The sequence below is a fragment of the Virgibacillus sp. CM-4 genome, from assembly GCF_000445495.1.
Taxonomy (GTDB): Bacteria; Bacillota; Bacilli; order Bacillales; family Amphibacillaceae; genus Virgibacillus; species Virgibacillus salexigens.
The window spans coordinates 937,776-955,370 of sequence record NZ_AUQA01000002.1; the positions used below are offsets into that span (position 1 = coordinate 937,776).

16 protein-coding genes and 1 pseudogene are annotated in these 17,595 nt (G+C 35.3%); 7 read left to right on the plus strand and 10 right to left on the minus strand.

Annotated elements, in window-relative coordinates; genetic code table 11:
* Nucleotides 1-17 precede the first annotated feature (17 nt).
* From M948_RS27985 to M948_RS27995, 4 genes are all read right to left on the minus strand, one after another.
* On the minus strand, nucleotides 18-3,098 hold the full coding sequence (locus tag M948_RS27985) for a beta-galactosidase (protein ID WP_021289727.1): 3,081 nt from the start codon (nucleotides 3,096-3,098) through the stop codon (nucleotides 18-20).
* Nucleotides 3,099-3,343: 245 nt separating this feature from the next.
* Entirely contained in the window at nucleotides 3,344-3,478 is a 135-nt protein-coding gene (locus M948_RS42750) for a YvrJ family protein (RefSeq protein ID WP_021289728.1), read from the minus strand.
* 71 nt (nucleotides 3,479-3,549) lie between these two features.
* Nucleotides 3,550-3,768, minus strand: a complete 219-nt coding sequence (locus M948_RS27990) for a DUF2922 domain-containing protein (protein ID WP_021289729.1) — start codon at nucleotides 3,766-3,768, stop codon at nucleotides 3,550-3,552.
* A 32-nt stretch (nucleotides 3,769-3,800) separates the two neighbouring features.
* Nucleotides 3,801-4,025, minus strand: coding sequence for a DUF1659 domain-containing protein (locus tag M948_RS27995; protein ID WP_021289730.1), 225 nt, complete (start codon nucleotides 4,023-4,025; stop codon nucleotides 3,801-3,803).
* 135 nt (nucleotides 4,026-4,160) lie between these two features.
* Between M948_RS27995 and M948_RS28000 the strand changes: the two genes are divergently transcribed.
* Complete coding sequence (locus M948_RS28000) at nucleotides 4,161-5,222, plus strand: LCP family protein (RefSeq protein WP_021289731.1); 1,062 nt, start codon at nucleotides 4,161-4,163, stop codon at nucleotides 5,220-5,222.
* A gap of 36 nt (nucleotides 5,223-5,258) precedes the next feature.
* Here M948_RS28000 and M948_RS28005 read toward each other — a convergent pair whose 3' ends face one another.
* Nucleotides 5,259-5,993 carry a WecB/TagA/CpsF family glycosyltransferase gene (locus tag M948_RS28005; protein WP_021289732.1) on the minus strand — a complete coding sequence of 245 codons (735 nt, stop codon included), beginning with the start codon at nucleotides 5,991-5,993 and terminating at the stop codon, nucleotides 5,259-5,261.
* A 204-nt stretch (nucleotides 5,994-6,197) separates the two neighbouring features.
* Between M948_RS28005 and M948_RS28010 the strand changes: the two genes are divergently transcribed.
* Nucleotides 6,198-7,268, plus strand: a complete 1,071-nt coding sequence (locus tag M948_RS28010) for an LCP family protein (protein WP_021289733.1) — start codon at nucleotides 6,198-6,200, stop codon at nucleotides 7,266-7,268.
* A 41-nt stretch (nucleotides 7,269-7,309) separates the two neighbouring features.
* Here the strand turns inward: M948_RS28010 and M948_RS28015 are convergent, their stop codons facing one another.
* Entirely contained in the window at nucleotides 7,310-8,365 is a 1,056-nt protein-coding gene (locus M948_RS28015) for a glycosyltransferase family 4 protein (protein WP_021289734.1), read from the minus strand.
* Nucleotides 8,366-8,406: 41 nt separating this feature from the next.
* The gene (locus tag M948_RS28020; RefSeq protein WP_021289735.1) at nucleotides 8,407-9,516 is read right to left on the minus strand and encodes a glycosyltransferase family 4 protein; all 1,110 of its coding nucleotides are present in this window, start codon (nucleotides 9,514-9,516) and stop codon (nucleotides 8,407-8,409) included.
* A 133-nt stretch (nucleotides 9,517-9,649) separates the two neighbouring features.
* On the opposite strand from M948_RS28020, the gene M948_RS28025 reads away from it, so the two are divergent.
* From M948_RS28025 to M948_RS28040, 5 genes are read left to right on the plus strand one after another with little or no spacing between them, the layout of a single operon-like run.
* Entirely contained in the window at nucleotides 9,650-10,942 is a 1,293-nt protein-coding gene (locus tag M948_RS28025) for an O-antigen ligase family protein (protein WP_021289736.1), read from the plus strand.
* Nucleotides 10,899-11,960, plus strand: coding sequence for a glycosyltransferase family 2 protein (locus M948_RS0121675; protein ID WP_021289737.1), 1,062 nt, complete (start codon nucleotides 10,899-10,901; stop codon nucleotides 11,958-11,960). The genes M948_RS28025 and M948_RS0121675 overlap by 44 nt, the downstream gene beginning before the upstream one ends.
* Nucleotides 11,961-12,013: 53 nt before the next feature.
* On the plus strand, nucleotides 12,014-13,108 hold the full coding sequence (locus M948_RS28030; protein WP_021289738.1) for a polysaccharide pyruvyl transferase family protein: 1,095 nt from the start codon (nucleotides 12,014-12,016) through the stop codon (nucleotides 13,106-13,108).
* Between the two features lie 13 nt (nucleotides 13,109-13,121).
* The gene (locus tag M948_RS28035) at nucleotides 13,122-14,537 is read left to right on the plus strand and encodes a lipopolysaccharide biosynthesis protein (RefSeq protein WP_021289739.1); all 1,416 of its coding nucleotides are present in this window, start codon (nucleotides 13,122-13,124) and stop codon (nucleotides 14,535-14,537) included.
* A gap of 44 nt (nucleotides 14,538-14,581) precedes the next feature.
* On the plus strand, nucleotides 14,582-15,307 hold the full coding sequence (locus M948_RS28040; RefSeq protein ID WP_021289740.1) for a glycerophosphodiester phosphodiesterase: 726 nt from the start codon (nucleotides 14,582-14,584) through the stop codon (nucleotides 15,305-15,307).
* 91 nt (nucleotides 15,308-15,398) lie between these two features.
* Here the strand turns inward: M948_RS28040 and M948_RS43970 are convergent, their stop codons facing one another.
* The 3 genes and pseudogenes from M948_RS43970 to M948_RS28050 all read right to left on the minus strand — a co-directional run bounded on the left by M948_RS43970 (nucleotide 15,399) and on the right by M948_RS28050 (nucleotide 17,571).
* Nucleotides 15,399-15,959 carry a GW dipeptide domain-containing protein gene (locus M948_RS43970; RefSeq protein WP_234448051.1) on the minus strand — a complete coding sequence of 187 codons (561 nt, stop codon included), beginning with the start codon at nucleotides 15,957-15,959 and terminating at the stop codon, nucleotides 15,399-15,401.
* A 9-nt stretch (nucleotides 15,960-15,968) separates the two neighbouring features.
* Nucleotides 15,969-16,727 (minus strand): annotated as a pseudogene (tagH, locus tag M948_RS43975) (teichoic acids export ABC transporter ATP-binding subunit TagH); the annotation flags it as partial.
* Nucleotides 16,728-16,743: 16 nt separating this feature from the next.
* The gene (locus M948_RS28050; protein WP_021289742.1) at nucleotides 16,744-17,571 is read right to left on the minus strand and encodes an ABC transporter permease; all 828 of its coding nucleotides are present in this window, start codon (nucleotides 17,569-17,571) and stop codon (nucleotides 16,744-16,746) included.
* Nucleotides 17,572-17,595 lie beyond the last annotated feature (24 nt).

Genomic DNA, 17,595 nt, shown 5'->3' on the forward strand with positions numbered 1-17,595 from the left:
TTATTCCATCATTTCCTTTAGATTCCCGTTGATACAGCCACTTCTTTCGGCCGATATACCGATATTATCTGACCGTTTTTGTCTGTAGAAAACATCACGATACGTTCTGATTGCAATAGGAATGAATAGTTTTGTTTTGTTAATTGGTCCGTAATGGCAACTTTCACATCCCTAGAGAATTCAGAGACAAATATAAATAAATTTCCGGTTTCAAACGATAACTTTCTTCCATAAATCCCTGGGAAATCACCTTCTTTCCAATAGAATTCAGGAGAAATCCCAATTTGTTCAATAACATAGGAGTACAATGCAGCTAATGGTTCGCTGCGTTCATTTAATTCCATTGGTAATCCACACCAAAATAATCTCCCTTTTCCCATTTGATACGTATTTACATCATTGGTGTATTTCTCTGTATTCACCTCTTTCATGGATTCAGCAATTCTGTCTTTTCCAAAGGCAGCAAAATACTGCTTTCCTTCTAGTTGAAAGACTTCTTCCCGGACAAGATTGGTTATTGTTGTTTCTCCTACTGTAGCCATCATTCGTTCGGTATTCTTCCAATAAGCATTTATATTAATTGGCCCTGTAAATAGCAAGTTGACTTCATTATTTTTAACAATCTCTACGATTTGATTAAGTGCCGTTGTACTAAAATTATGTGGACTTGGTACGATAATTAATTTAGGAATAGCCGTCGTTAATTCCGATAAATGATATTCACTAATAGCTCGAAATGGAATATTCATTTCATAAGCTAATGTTCGCGTTAATTTTGTCGTTGACTGTACAGAAAATCTACGATTGGAAAAATCGTTGGAATATGGATATACAACTACAATATCTTCTAATTTTCTTTTTTTAAAAAGATCTCTGATATTATTTATGAATTCGCCAAAATCATAGGATACATTTACTTCTGGTTTTTCAGTACCATCAGCTCGTATTGCCCCAATATTTGACTCATTAATATTATTCATATAATAATTTGTATTCCACAGCCATTGAACTGCACCTGCGCCACCGGTCGAAAAAGCATATGCATATTTTCTCTCTAAGATATTTCTTAGTTCTTCTTCACTTCTTTTAGCACGATTATCAGGGGTTTCAACATACATAATTCCAGTTTCCTGAATAAGGTTAGGTTTCGTAAGTGTTTTTGAGAAAATCCCATCCCAAATCAGGTCATCCAAAAGCCACCATGTATGATTCGTCGTATAATTAACAGAATCACTATAAAATAGAGGAGAAGGCCTAATTCCCCCTAGTGCTTCATCTTGACCTACCGTAATAAGTTGATTGGTTGCTAGTTGTTTAATCGAATATGTTAATTCCCGTACCCAATTATTATGCATATCCATGGTATACAACGTATAATCTAACCACTTCATCCCCCTTTTTCCAGTTATCATATCTCGAATACTGAAATTGATTTCTGACGATTCGGGAGGATCGATTGCTTGAAAAGAAGGCAAATCTTCTTCGGTTACATTCCACCTTTCCCGAAGCTTACTAATGGACCGATGACGATTTTTTAGCCATGCTTGATAATTCTTCCGATCAAATGAATCATGCAGCGACTTAGGTCCTGCAAATGGCCTTTTCGGATCAAACAAAGACGGTTCATTAATCAAATCCCAATTAATATTCGTCGTTTCAATATGTCTGGATACAATAGAGGTAATAAATCGCTTTTGCGCATGAATGCTTCTAGGGTCTAAATATGGATTATCACCCTCCCATGCTTCTGGAGTGAAAGTGAAGAACGTGAATGTTACTTCTAATTCATGTTTCTTTGCGCATAAGATGAATGCATCTATAGCACGTAAAATTCCTTCATCCATGTGCCCATCGATAAACATCATATGGCGCCATCCCGTCCATAATCCTGTCCGAATATAGTTGATACCAGCACGCTTCATATGGGCCATATCCTGATCCCACATATGTGGGTTCGGTAAAAATAAGTAATAACGAGCAACATCAGATGTCATATATGTCATTCCTACAATTGGCATTGGTCGTCCATCTTTTATAAAATAGTCACGCTCACAAGTTAATGGTTCCCCTTCTGCTAAGAGTCGCTTGTCCATTCCCCAAAAACCTTGTTGAAGAACTCTTGTCTCCCCTTTTTCTGACTCAGTAATACAGGTTAGCTCATACAAACCAGGTTCTATATCGATGGGGAGTATAAATGAATGATTTCTTTGCAGCTCCGTAACATTAATTCTCATAAACTTAGAATATAGAAGTTCATTATTTTTATAGATCTTAAATGACGTGGTCCATGCTATCGCACCCTCGATAAATGATTGCGATTGTAAATAAACAATCGGACGCTCCCCATTCTCATAAGAAGCGTAGTTCGTTTTTAAATGAAATTCGGTTACCTTCCTATTCGAATAGGAAATTAAATCTTCCAATAATTCGAAGCCTAATTCAGTCCAAAATTGTTTTTGTATTTTTTGATTGATAAATATCCATCGACCGCCTGCAAAACTTCCATTTGTGTTTTCAATTAATACACTAGGAGCAGTAACATTTCTACCATTGCTCGTAACTCCTTGAACCAATGGGTAAATACCTGCATCCATTGGTCCGGCTGAACCCATTTCTGCAGGAATGGAGCTTGTCTTGGTAACATGTAAGATAAAATTGTATGTATCCTGAATTGAAAATAATGTATCTTTACCCTTAAATATCGGAATATTTTGGTTATATGCTAATTTTTTCACATTTTCCGAACGAACGCTTAAGGCTTCATGAATATTCAGTTGCTGATGATAAGCAGTCTGCTCTGCTTCCTTCTGCCACTCTCCATTTTTGATAATACAAGGAATTCGAAAGGGGATCCCTCCCAAGTGAATGAATCCATTTCCAGACTTAAAATAGGTATAAATTGATTTCCAAGCTTGTTTTGGAAAATAGGAACCATGTAAGTTAATAAAACAAGTAACTTTATTATTATCAAAAGCTTCCTTTAAACAACATGCGTTTACGACTGTACTCGTTTTCTTTAGTTGATATAAGAAATATGAGCTTGGCCGTTCCCCATCAAAAGGAAAAAAAGGATCATAAAAAATTAGCGTTTCCGACATAATATCCCCCTACCTTAATGTATTATGTAGCTAGCTTACTTTGTTTAAATAAAGCCGTAAATATGTCATTTTTTATCTCTATGTCATTCTTTACCTATAACCTAAATGATAATTAACATGTTATTTTACTAGTACAAATAATAGTTGTTCAAACGTTTGTTTATCTTTTAAAACCCCAATAATAACACTATGTACCCCCATTTGAAGAAAATAGAGGGTACATTAGTGAGAATGCTTTCCTTTTATTATTTCAAACGATCTGGCAATGCATGAATGGATTCAATTAGAACATTTAATTTCCCCTCAATACGATGCAACAGATAGAAAGTTACCGCAATTGGAAAACCCACTTCCGTCATAAATGGGACCCATGTCTCCATGCCCTTATTCTCCTCCTTTTTAATAAAATAGACCGGAAGCCAAGCCACCGGTCTACCTGTTATGCATTCATTTATACGTCAAGATCAATTTCTTCTACAACACGCTCAACAATTCTTGCACTCTTCTTTGCAACAAGATCTCCCCCACTTGAAGTGAACGCATTTTGAGCAATGACCTGTTCCATTGCTGTATTCACATCAACGGAATTAGCTGGCTCAACTGGATGATCAATGCTATACGTGACTGTTTTACCTTCCACATTTTCAAACTTCAATTCGAGCTTTTTCAACTTGATTCCCCCTTCCCTTTTGGTTTTTTCCGTTATTCTGCCAAAATTTCCGATGTGTCTTTACGTTCAACCACCTCAAGTGGTAACTGTTGCAGGTTAGTAAAAGCCTCAGCGATGATATAAAGTTGTTCCGCAGTTGCAACAGTTTTGACATTATTAAAGCTCTTTGTTTTGGTAACCATTTTTCCTGTGCTTTCATTGATACCATTGTCAAAGACCAACCACAATGAAGAATTGGTTAATTGAGAACTCGCCATGTAATCACCTCCCTCTAGCCTTACAATCGAAAGAAGTTAACGTAAAGTGGCAAATTCTCAAAATACTTTTGCATTTACGAATAGAATTTTTAATAGTAAAATAATGATTAGTATAATAGATGAGGTGTAAACATAGTGTTTGTCGAAAATCAACGAATGGGGAAGCGAAAACAGGAGAAGAGACGCAAACGAAGAAAACTGCTCATATATGCGGGAATCCCCCTCACACTAATTATAATAGCTGTTCTTTCCTATGGATATCATATTTATTCTACTGCACAAGATACTGCAGATGACTCCTATCAAAAAGTCGGTCGAGAAAATGAACAATCCCAATTGCGTCATACAGCTGTAAATCCAATTGAAGATAATGTATCCGTGCTTATTATCGGGGTAGATGACAGTGAAAACAGAGGATACAATGAAAAAAGCAGATCGGATGCATTATTATTAGCAACATTTAATAAAGAAGAAAACAGCGTGAAATTACTTAGTATCCCCCGAGACTCCTATGTTAATGTTCCAGAATACGGTTATACCAAGATTAATCATGCCCATTTTATTGGTGGCCCGAAGAAAACGATGGAGACTGTGGAAAAATTCATGAATATACCTGTTGATTATTATCTTCGAGTAAATTTTGAAGCGTTTATAGAAGTAGTCGATTCCTTAGGTGGAATTGAATATGATGTGCCCTTTCAAATGAGGGAAATGGATTCGAATGATAATCAAAATGCCATTCAGTTAAGCCCTGGCCTCCAACAATTAAATGGGGAAGAAACACTAGCACTTGCAAGAAGCCGTAAATATGATAGTGATGTTGAACGTGGTAAAAGACAACAAGAAATTATTAAAACCATTGTAAAAGAAGCCGCTTCTGCATCTTCTATTTTTAAACTAGACGATCTTATTCAAGCAGTTGGAAGTAATTTAAAGACCAATCTCTCCTTTGATGAAATGAAAAGTTTTATGAGTTACGGGATGAATACGGATCTAGTAATGAATACTGTTAACTTTGAAGGAACCGGTGGAAAATTAGACGATGGTCTCTGGTATTATCAAGTAGATCAAACGAGTAGAACAGCGATCGAGAATGAATTACGGACACATTTAGACCTGTCCACTTCAAATGCTGAACAATCAGAATACAATAGTACAACGGATGAGGCAATGTCTAATTCAACTACGAACAATTAATAAAAACAAGCGTGGCTAGTGAAAAGCCACGCTTAGTTAATACCTTCTCGAGTAAATTCGCAACATAAATTCCAGTACTGTTAGAATTCGTTTAAAGCGAAATGGTTGCTTTAACAATCGATACAACCATTCCAAGTTAAGATCGACCCACATTTGAGGAGCACGCTTCACCTCTCCCGCTAATACGTCAAAGACACCACCAATTCCCATAAATAATCCTTTATCAAATTTATCTTTATGTTTTACGATCCATTGCTCTTGTTTTGGTGAACCTAATGCTACAAAGATCATATCAGGTTGACTTTCCTTAATAGATTGAGCAAATGTTTCATCCTCAATATCGATATAGCCATGATGGTGTCCTGCAATTGTAATATTGGGGTAAGTTTTTTTTACTTCAGATACAGCCTTATAATTAATTTCTTCCTTCGCTCCTAAAAAATAGCAGCTTAGCCCTTGTTCATTCGCATAATTTAATAAGTCAAGCGTTAATTCATATCCAGTAACCCGTTCTTGCAACGGCTGCCGCTGATATTGAGCTGCCTTTAATATGCCTACACCATCCGGAACGATATAATTGGCAGCCTGTATAATTTGTCGATACGAATCGTTTTCTCTTGCCTTCATAACAATTTCTGGATTTGCAGTTACTACAAAACACTTCTGTTGGCGATTTAAATGAGGGATTAAGTGATGGGTTACAAATTCATCCCTCGTTGTATTAATAAAGGGAATATCCATAATTGTAACGGTACTCTCAAAATGCTTCATTCCTATGCAACCTTTCATGTGCGATAAACGTCTATTCAATAGAGCTTACAGAATTGTAATATACATGTTATTTACGAATACACATATTCGTAGTAAAATTAAACTTAGTTTTAAAAAAAAGCAAGAAAATTATCATTTATTATTGTTTAATATTACCATTATATATTTCGATTTTCTATTAATTATTTAAGGGTGAATATGAAAATGTCTAATAAAACAACGCGCACAAGAGTTGTTAGAAGAAAGAAAAGAAAATTAAGAAAAAGAGCATACTTTATACTATTGCCGCTTATCCTCGTCTTTCTAGGAGTAGCTAGTTATGCATCTTATTTATATATAAAAGCGGATAGCGTTCTATCTGACTCCTATGAAGATGATGGTAGAGAAAAATCCGATCTAAGAGAAAGCAAAGTCGACCCCAATGTAGACAATGTCTCTGTACTAATAATGGGGGTGGATGCAAGTGATCTGCGTAATAATGCAGATAATGCTCGGTCAGACACATTAATGGTAGCTACATTAAATAAAGATGACAAAAGTGTTAAATTACTAAGTATTCCACGTGACTCCTATGTATATATTCCAGAAGTTGGTTATAAAACAAAGATTAATCATGCTCATGCATACGGTGGAACCCAAGCAACAACAAAAACAGTGGAAGAATTATTAGATATTCCAATTGATTATTATGTCAAGGTTAATTTTGAAGCATTCATTGATGTGGTTAATGCTGTTGAAGGGGTTACTGTCGATGTTCCATATGAATTACACGAACAGAATTCAAAGGACGAAGCTGGAGCTATCCATTTACAACCAGGAGAACAACAGCTTAATGGGGAAGAAGCCCTTGCATTAGCGCGTACAAGGAAATTAGATAGCGATATCGAACGCGGAAAAAGACAGCAAGAAATTATTAAAGCAGTAATAAATAAGGCAATATCGCTTGATTCTGTAATGAAATATGATGATGTACTGGAAGCAGTTGGCAGCAATATGACTACGAATATGACGTTTAGTGAGATGAAAAGCTTTATCTCCTATGGTACCAAAGGGAAGAATCTTGATTTTGAAACCATGACCTTAGAAGGGCATGATTACCAACCAAACGGTACCTATTACTGGCAATTAGATGACATAGCCTTAGAAGAAACTCAAGAAACACTGAAGCGGCATTTGGACATCTCAACAAACAGTTCCTTAACGGATTCAAATAATCAATCGAATGAACAAAGTTCAGAAACAGAAGATTCTGTTTCCAATGATGGAACACAATAAATATCAAAAACCCTTCTGGTAATTTACCAGAAGGGTTAATTTTATGGTTTATGTTTAAGCGCTTTGAAAAAATTCGTTAATGGTTTATATTTGCTATTAATCAACTCTAAATTCTCAATCAATGCTTGTAGTGCCAGCATAGCAACTGCAAAAATAGCTACTGACCCCCATACCGTAGTCATGGAAAATAGTATTGCCGCTAAACTAAACATCGTACTTAAAGCATAAATAAACAGTACTGTATGTTTATGCGAGAACCCCATGTGTAATAATCGATGATGTAAATGCGAACTATCTGGACTAGATAACGGCTGTTTGTTTACATATCTTCTAATAATCGCAATAAGCGTATCCGAAATCGGAACTGCTAGGATAAATATTGGTATAATAAATGAAATTATGGTCACATTTTTAAACCCTAACAGCGCGAGTACAGCTATCATATAGCCTAAAAATAAGGCACCTGTATCCCCCATAAAAATCTTTGCGGGATAAAAATTGTAACGAAGAAATCCAACGATACTAAAAAACAATATCAGCGCCATCGTTGCTACGTACACATCACCCATGGATACTGCCATTCCTGCAATAGTAAATAATGCAATTGCTGATACACCAGCTGCCAGCCCATCTAGACCATCGATCAGATTGATAGCGTTAGTCACCCCAACAATCCAAAATACTGTTATCAATGAACTCATAAAACCAAATTCAATTTGGCCTCCAAACGGGAGATTTACAAACTCAATATGTAACCCCCCACCAAAAACGACAATACAGGCGATCCCAATTTGTATAATAAATTTGAATTTTGCCGATAAATCAGTAATATCGTCAAAAAATCCTAATACAATAATAAGAAAAGCCCCAATAATAATAGCGAAATGATAAGTGCTTGTTGGCTGTAATATAAGTAACCCCAGTAAAAAACTAATAAAAATTGCTAAACCACCCAATGTCGGGATAGGTGCTTTATGAACTTTTCGAACATTTGGCTTATCGGTTGCATTTAATTTCTTTGAGAATTTAATAATAATTGGAGTTATTATGAGTGAAAATAACAGGGTCAGACAGGCTAGCAATGCTATTTCAAGCATGTAGCCCACCTCATTTAAAACAAATTTATACGTCACGATAATTAGTTACTTTTTTTCATGCTTCGATATACATTATAAATGTTTTCGGCAAAAATCTCCAATGTAAATTTGGCGGAAGCATGATTGTATAACTTTTCTCCCATTAATCGTAACATACCCCGTTTATAAAAAAATAATGCATCATTCATTGCCGCAATTAACTCCCTTGTATTCCCAGGCTTAATTCTCCAGCCAACAGACTTATCTACAACTAACTCACTAACACCTCCAACATCTGTCGAAATAACTGGTGTTTTTACTTTTGCTGATTCTAATAATACAAGTGGAAAACTTTCACTTAAAGAAGTAAGCAACGTTACATCTGCCAACTGATAAAGATGTTCAATATCATTACGATAACCTAAAAAATGAACGTGATCTGTGATCCCAAGTTCAGTAACCATCTTTTCTAGCTGCTGTTGCAGAGCACCCTCTCCAGCTAGCATGAGATGACAGTTACCAGCTGACTTCAACACTTCGGAAAATGCTTCCAAGGCAAAATGATGCCCTTTTACTTCCTCTAGTCTTGCTACCATTAAGAAGACAAAATCATCCTCTGCTATCCCAAAATCTTGTTTGCGATAATTGCATTCGACATGATGCGTAAAATCAATTCCATTTAGTGCAATAACAATTTTTGCTTCATCAATGCCAGCATCAATTAAGAAATCTTTAAAAGGATGAGAAATAGCAACTAATTTATCAGCTTGTCTCATCGCATTAACATTTAATTTGCTAAGTAACTTTCCATACATTCCCTTTCCCATAAAATCCAAAAATGGATTACTATGTATGGTAACCACCCATTGAAATGGTACAATCTTCCTTAATATATTTGCGTAAACGTTGGCTCTTGGGCCATGTGTGTGTATACAATGAATGTGTTCTTGTTGGATATACGATTTCATTTTGTGTATTAATGGAATGCTGAATCGGGAATTGCAAGAAAAATGAACAGTTTGAATACCTGATTCATTGGCACGCTTTAATAATTCTCCGTCTTCCATTACCCCAAGTACAAACTGCTCGTTATTAAATTCCTTCATTAAATTTAAGATATGGTACATTCCACCGCCTGTCTCATTTCCAGCGTTTAAATGTAATATTTTCATGAATTATCCACCCTCGATGTTTACTAGTAACTCAATATAACCAAGTGTGGTGGAAATTATAATCAGAAGTGAATATAAACAGAAATCGTGTCAATAATTGTATACGAAGGAATTAAAATTCAGGGGAAATCATATGAAAATAGATGCTTATACGCGAAATAAACTCATTTTTGTGCTAATTATCATACAACCGATTATCGATTTGTTAACATCATTCACACCACAATTCCCAATATCCATCGGTGCTTTCTTTCGAGCATTCACTATGATGGTATTATTCATTTCACTGTTCGTTATTTTTTATCGCACAGATAAAAAATTACTTTTCTTTTTATCTGCTGCTTTCTTAGGAATAGGAATTAGTTTTTTTCTAAATGTTTTTACGAAACCAAATTTTATATGGTTCTCCGAGTTTTATTTCTACTTAAAGGCAAGTTACTTCATCGTAATTGTTTTTGCCACCATCTATGTCATTCAAAAAAAGTCGCTATATAAACATGACTTATACAAAGCTACAACCATTGCTAGCTTTATTGTTGGACTTTCCTATTGGTTGGCCATTATAACCAATACAAGTATGGACAGCTATCGATATTATACTTCTGGTCATTCTGGATGGTTTTTTTCAGCAAATGAACTAAGTGTCATTATCCTTATTTTATTCGGAATATTGAGTATCAACCTCGTGTACAATAAACAATTATCTTCATGGATTGCTTATCTACTTCTATTAAGCATGATACCAATGATTGGCACAAAAACTGCCTTCTTAGGTGGTTTGATCCTAATTAGTATGCTCATTATCTATCATCTATGGAGATTAAAATTACAAATCTGGAAAGATATACATGCTTCTGCCTTATTCGTTATTCTCATCCTATTTTTTTGTCTCATTCCGTATACCCCAATGGGGACAAATACGCAGCCTGGATACGGACTTCCAGAAGATCAACTAGAAATAGATACCACTGAAGAAAAGGCAACTTCTTCCAAAACGGCACTTTTTTTTCATAAAGTGCTCAGTTCCAGGGATATCTTTTTTGTAGAAATAAAAGCGGATTATATGGAAGCAAATACCTTCCGAAAACTATTTGGGCTTGGATACGCGGGTGATTATCAGAAGGAGCCAAAATTAGTTGAGATGGACTTCTTTGATCTATTCTTTAGTTTTGGAGTGGTAGCAAGTAGTTTTATTCTCTTGCCTATCATCATCTTAGGGAAACAATTACTCCTTTCCTTCGCTCTAACCGTAGAACATCTCTTTCTATTCGTCATCATTGGTCTAAGTCTTGGAATAGCTTTTTTAGCAGGTCACGTCCTTTTTGCACCATCTGTGATATCTTATCTTGCTATTCCACTTTTGCTTTTAGGAGTCGATGAATATGATTACACCGAAACTAGTAAGCTTCATAATTCCTGTTTATAATGCAGAACATTCCTTGTTCCCTTGTGTCCAGAGTATCTTAGGACAAATGTATCATCCTATTGAAATCATTCTAATTAATGATGGCTCAACAGATCACAGTAAAGATTTATGTAATAAATTGGCGGAAGTGTATGCATCCATTCATGTCATTCATCAAGAAAATACAGGTGTATCTCAAGCGAGAAATAGAGGTATCCGAGAAGCTAATGGAGAGTATATACAATTTGTTGATGCAGATGATTATATCGATTCCATGATGACTAAAAAACTCGTGCAAGCGATGAAGTCAAACAAGAAATGCGAACTTGTCATTTGTGGTTATGAAGCAATCACAACAAAAACAAGCCGAAAAAAATATACACCATGTATCGAAGGCATGTTAAAAAATAATAGGTATCTTACTCATATTGGTGAGTTATATAAACAAATTATCCTACCATCTCCCTGCAACAAATTATACCGTACCGATATCATACGCGAACATCAGCTATCTTTTACGGATAAACTATCAAATGGAGAAGATTTGCTATTTAACTTAGACTACTTGCGTCATTGCAAGCATATTCATATCATTGGTGATACGCTTTATAAATATCTAATGAAAGATTCCTATTCCCTATCTCGAAGATACCGTAAAGACTATCTTCAAGAACAACAGCGCCTACTAGAAGAAGTCACTCGGTTTCTAAGAGAGAAAAGGGCGTTAACGACAAAAAATCAGCAAGTCATAGGCGAAATTTATGCGAATAGTATTATTAATGCCTTGACCAATCTGTTTCATCCAGATAACTCGATGCCTCGCAATAGAAAAAAAGAACAAATGGATGACATACTTCTTACCGCCAAACGAAATGTCGACATGAAGTATTTTCGAGGAACATCTCAAAAACGGTTAGTAAGTATGTTAATTCGCTTTCGAGCTACCTATGGGCTCTATGCTTTTTTTCGAGTTAAGCCATTTCTCCAACATCAGCAACGGGTACTATCTACTATTGTAAAGAAGGTAAAACATGAGTAACTACCATGTCCAGCAAATAATTTAGGAAACACCAGTTACTGAGGAGGTTGTTTATGAACAATATCATGCTTTATGCTTACACCCAACATAATTTAGGAGATGATTTATTCATCAAAATCCTTTGTGATCGCTACCCAAATACAACCTTCCATTTACTTGCCCCTCGTGACTATGACAAGACATTTTTAAAATTAAAGAATTTGAACATTATCCCACGTGATTCGCTTTTTTTTCGTGGAGGAAATTGGCTAGCAACAAAGATGAATCAGCAACAACTACTCTCTGCTTTCCTATCAAGGGAATGTGATGCAGTCGTTTATGCAGGTGGTTCATTGTTTATTCAACATGCTGACTGGAAAAGGCAAATGAAACAAGTAAAAGCAATGTATATAAAGGAGAAGCCTTTCTTTTTATTAGGGGCGAACTTTGGTCCGCATTCAGATCAGGCTTTCCTAATGGAGTATCATCAATTATTTCAACAATTCACCGATATCTGCTTTCGCGATCAGTATTCGTATACATTATTTAATGATCTACCTAATGTTAGAGTTGCTACAGATATGGCTTTTCAGTTAGAAACAACGGATACAAAAACAGCGTCAATGATGTCGGTTATTATTTCCGTAATAAAGCCATCGATTAGGTCATCATTGCGTGGATACGATGCTATTTACTATAACAAGGTAAGTGAAATTGCGCGTTATTTTATGATTCAAGGATATACTGTAACGTTGATGTCCTTCTGTGGTTATGAACGAGACCATGAAGCAATCAACAGCATTATCCATTTGTTATCAGATGATGAGAAAAATCAGATTCGCACCTTCTATTATCAATATAAATTGGAAGAAGCTTTAACGCTCCTTTCATCATCGGCTTTTATTGTGGCTACAAGGTTTCACTCCATGATATTAGGCTGGTTATTTCAAAAACCTGTATTTCCAATCGTTTATAGCAGTAAAATGACGAATATTTTAAACGACATAAATTTTCAAGGGAGCTATACTACCTTCGATGGCTTAAAGAATTTAAAAGCGGAGAATGTTTATGAGAGTGTAAACACGAATACAGTTGATATCTCGAATCAAATTTCTAAGGCAGGTAAACAATTTTTCCAACTAGATTCGTATTTAAAAACCAAGACGTAAAGGACTGGTTATCATGGCCAAAGGAGAAAAACTAGCAAAAGATACAATGTTATATGGTATTGCTACGTTTGGTTCGAAAGTACTTGTTTTTTTCATGCTGCCAGTTTATACACATTATTTCACCACGGAAGAATACGGAACATGGGACATAGTCCTTACTACTTCCAGTTTGCTAGCTCCATTTATTAGCTTTGAATTGGTTTCAGCTGTCTATCGTTGGTTAATTGTTGAAAGAGATAAACAACAACAAATAAAGATTATTACGAGTGGTACCATTGCTTTAGTACGAAACCTGCTTTGCTTCACAATCCTAGCTTTCATATGCCTTGCATTTATTTCCATTCCCTATGGAATGCTAACCTTACTATTAATTAATGTTGTTATTATCAATAGCTATATGCAGCAATGTGCTAGAGGACTAGGTTTCAATATCTTATTTGCTTTACTTGGATTGTTACAAACAACGATACATATCCTGCTTATTCTCCTATTCTTATTTGGATTTCAGATGCGTATCGAAGCGTTCTTCTATGCTTATATTCTTGCTAATATGGCAGCAATCCTTCTCGCCTGGATATTGATGCGTTTTCATCGGTTTTTATCTCTTCAAACCTACTCGAAATCGTTAATTAAATCCTTTTTAGCCTACGCTATTCCAATTATTCCTGGAGCAATAAGTTGGTGGGTGATGAATGCCTCTGATCGGTTTATTATTGTACGTTTCTTAGGCATTGATTTCAATGGTCTATATGCGGTCGCAAACCAAATCCCTGCAATTCTTATTATGATCAGTACGGTATTTAACTTAGCTTGGAAGGACAGTGCCATTGTTTATTTTAATGAATCCGATAAAGATAATTATTATACGAATGTATTTCAGCATTTCTTCCGCTTACTTGCTACATCGGTTATTTGTATAACCCTTCTCACCAAGCCAATCTTTTCGATCTTTATCTCAGAAAAGTTCATTGAATCATGGCAATACACAGGCTTGTTATTAGTAGGAACGATGTTTAGCGCTTTCTCGTTGTTTTGGAGTGCTGGCTTTCATGGTGCCAAAAAGACCAACGTTATATTTATTACTTCCATCATCGGTGCAATCGTAAATATTCTCATCCATATTTTATTTATTCATTTTATCGGTTTATACGCAGCTGCTTGGTCCACGGTAATTGCATTTTTTATCACCTGGATTATTCGTGTACATACTTGTCGGCCGTATTTTACAATTCGCTTAAATCGAAAAGATATGCTGATTCTATTCCCACTGTTGTTCGTCGCAATCCTAGCACCTTACTTTGTAGGAACAGGAGAGTTAGGCTTGCTTACTGGATTGTCCATCATCCTGTTTTTGGCTTATAATAAGCCTATTATCATCGGAGTAACAAAGCTGCTTGTTCATCGGTTTAAAGATTCGAGAGACACATGATCTATGTTATACTTTCACTACGAAAAAGTTAGGGAGATGGACAAATGACATTAAATTTTGCACATAGAGGTTCGTTAACAGAGGCACCTGAAAATACATTACCTGCTTTTCAACAGGCATTAGTACATGGCGCAAAGGCGATTGAACTAGATGTTCAACTTACGAAGGATAACTATCTTGTTGTTTGCCATGACCATAAATTATCACGGTTCAACCCATCAGCCAATCAGCGAATCATTGATGTCACGTTAGAAGAATTAAAGCAAATAGATGTTAGTGCTTCGTTCGGGGACAATTTCAGCGCGGTTACCATACCAACTCTTGATGAAGTATTAGAGGATTGCCCAAATGATATCTTCTTAAATATTGAAATCAAGAACATTCCTGTTATTTACAACAAGATTGAAGAACGACTCATCCATTGCTTATCGGAACATAATCGTTTTAATAATATAGTGATCTCCTCGTTTGATCATGTCGCTTTAAAAAACATACAAACAGTCGTTCCAAGTGTACCTTTAGGAATGTTGTTTTACTATCGAATCCTCAACCCTTGGGAATATGCGAAGCAAAGTGGATTAAACATTACAAGTATTCACCCAAATCATGTCTATACGGATCAGCACTTTATCGAACAATGCCATGCCAATGGTTATCAGGTATATCCATTTACTGTGAACAAAAAAGAAAGGTATCATGAATTAGTCTCTTATGGTGTAGATGGTGTGTTTTCTAATAACCCGGAAATATTCTCACAAACGAAAGCATAACAAAACCCAAGCAGCTGACTTTGGATAAAGTTAGCTGCTTGGGTTTTATAGCGGGCAAATCAAAGAGAACAACGCTCTCATAGATTATCCCTTATTTTATATCTTCTAAAAAACGCTGATGTATCCAGACGCTATTCCCTTCTAGGATACCATTATACCAAAGGTTTTTCCCTATTTTAATCGTTCGATTTACAACAAATTCTTTTCCTCTAAACGATCCAAGATCATCATAGACTAAGTTCCTTTTACCACCCCATGGGCGTTCAAAAGCCTGGCCAGCCCCCATTATAGAGTACCGCTTTTTATCAGAATCTATTAATACTTCATCTTTACTATTGACATCATTTGCTTTCATCCAACCTACTATTCCTTTTTCACCACTCGGCTCGTTACTTAGTAAATAAAAAACGCTATTGCTAAATTTCGCTTCTCTTTTTATATAGTATACGCAATTCTTATAGTCCTCAGAGGGAACTCTATCTTGTTTATTCGTAGACAGATGAGAATAAATAAATGAACGATTAGCATTTATATGCCCTATCTTTGATATAGGTTGGATAATAAATTTTCCTCTATTCTCAAAAGGATGATGTTCGTCAATAATTGCTTGATTTTCATCAGAATCGTTAGTATCTTCCGCTAAGGGGTCTATTCGATAAAGTTTATATTCTTCTTTTTCCTTTTTGGACATTTTTTTCCATTTATTTAGGAACGCTTCATACTTTGGTATTACTTCTTCTACTGGACCAAAATCTTTCACTTTTCCATATTCTAGCCAAAGTATTTTTTCACAAAACTGCTTCATCTGACCAATAGAATGACTTACAAAAATCATGGTTTTTCCTTGTTTTTTAAATTCTTTCATTTTATTTAAACTTTTCTCTGCGAAAGCTTTATCACCAACGGATAAGGCTTCATCAATAATTAGAATATCAGGATCAACGGTAACAGAAATTGCAAAACCTAGTCTTGATTTCATTCCGCTTGAATAGGATTTCACAGGCTGATCAATAAAATTTTCTAATTCTGCAAATTCAATAATTTCTGGTTCAAGCTTTTTAATATCATTTTTACTGAACCCAAGCATTAATAACTTTAGTTCAATATTATCCCTGCCCGTAAGATCATTTTTCAAACCAGCAGAAACAGCTATTAACGCAACTTCTCCTGAAATATCGACGTTACCATCAGTTTCTGGAACGATACCCGCTAAAATATTGGATAATGTTGACTTACCAGATCCGTTTACACCGACAAAGCCAATAATGTCTCCTTTTTCAGCTTCAAAATCTACTCCATTAAGCGCATAAAAATCTTCCCCATAGCTTTTAGGAGTTAACAGATCCAACAACCGTTCTCGAGAACCATTATATAACTTGTATTTTTTTTTAATGCCTTTTGCAACTATTGCCTTTTCCATACGAGATCACAAGCCTTTATAAATAATCAATAAAATGTTTACGAAATTTAACATGTAACATAGAGCCAAACATGAATAGTACAATTACGAATACCCAGAAAATTAAACTGTATTCCCAATTAGTAATAAAATGCCATTCCGTACCAAATAAAGCAGCTCGGTACCCCTCAATTAGATAATAGAGTGGATTTAATTTTAAAATCGTTAATATCTCTGGAAACTCATCGCCAACTATACTTAATGGCCACAAGACACCTGATACATAAAGGAACATTCGAAGTACAGAATTAAGTAACATATGAACATCCCTAACAATCGTCGATAATGTTGAAGTTATTAAAGATAAAGCAAAGATTAAAGCGATTGCTGCAAAGATATAATAAATCAATTGTAGATAGTAGATGGAAACATATTCTCCCATACTATTTAACAGGATAATTGAAATCCCTAACATGATAAGATGGACATAAAATTGGGAAAAAATAACATACCCTGGAATAATACTCATCGGGAAATTCATTTTGGACAGCATCTTGAGACGCGAGTAAATGGATTTCGATCCTTGGATGGTTCCTTGGTAGAAGAATATCCAAAGAAAGAAACCCGCTAACAGCCAAGGGAAGAAATCAATTTCCCGGCCATCAGCCAATACGATGCCTTCTCTACTTCTAAGTGTTGTAAATACAAACCAGTAAATAGCGATTTGTATTGCTGGGTTAAATATTTCCCATAGTATGCCTAAATAATTATTTTTGTTTTTATTTTTTAATTCATATATAGAAAGCCTTCTAATCAGATAGAAGTTTTCTATTTGCTCCTTCATAACCTTCAATGCAGATTTCATACGTATATCCTTTCAGAGTATAAA

Coding starts and splice junctions, on each gene's coding strand:
- M948_RS28025 (WP_021289736.1), top strand. CDS start 9,650: ATGAAAATAGATGCTTATACGCGAAATAAACTCATTTTTGTGCTAATT.
- M948_RS0121675 (WP_021289737.1), top strand. CDS start 10,899: ATGATTACACCGAAACTAGTAAGCTTCATAATTCCTGTTTATAATGCA.
- M948_RS42750 (WP_021289728.1), bottom strand. CDS start 3,478: ATGGAGACATGGGTCCCATTTATGACGGAAGTGGGTTTTCCAATTGCG.
- M948_RS27995 (WP_021289730.1), bottom strand. CDS start 4,025: ATGGCGAGTTCTCAATTAACCAATTCTTCATTGTGGTTGGTCTTTGAC.
- M948_RS28050 (WP_021289742.1), bottom strand. CDS start 17,571: ATGAAATCTGCATTGAAGGTTATGAAGGAGCAAATAGAAAACTTCTAT.
- M948_RS27985 (WP_021289727.1), bottom strand. CDS start 3,098: ATGTCGGAAACGCTAATTTTTTATGATCCTTTTTTTCCTTTTGATGGG.
- M948_RS28020 (WP_021289735.1), bottom strand. CDS start 9,516: ATGAAAATATTACATTTAAACGCTGGAAATGAGACAGGCGGTGGAATG.
- M948_RS28005 (WP_021289732.1), bottom strand. CDS start 5,993: ATGAAGCATTTTGAGAGTACCGTTACAATTATGGATATTCCCTTTATT.
- M948_RS28040 (WP_021289740.1), top strand. CDS start 14,582: ATGACATTAAATTTTGCACATAGAGGTTCGTTAACAGAGGCACCTGAA.
- M948_RS28010 (WP_021289733.1), top strand. CDS start 6,198: ATGTCTAATAAAACAACGCGCACAAGAGTTGTTAGAAGAAAGAAAAGA.
- M948_RS28030 (WP_021289738.1), top strand. CDS start 12,014: ATGAACAATATCATGCTTTATGCTTACACCCAACATAATTTAGGAGAT.
- M948_RS28035 (WP_021289739.1), top strand. CDS start 13,122: ATGGCCAAAGGAGAAAAACTAGCAAAAGATACAATGTTATATGGTATT.
- M948_RS28015 (WP_021289734.1), bottom strand. CDS start 8,365: ATGCTTGAAATAGCATTGCTAGCCTGTCTGACCCTGTTATTTTCACTC.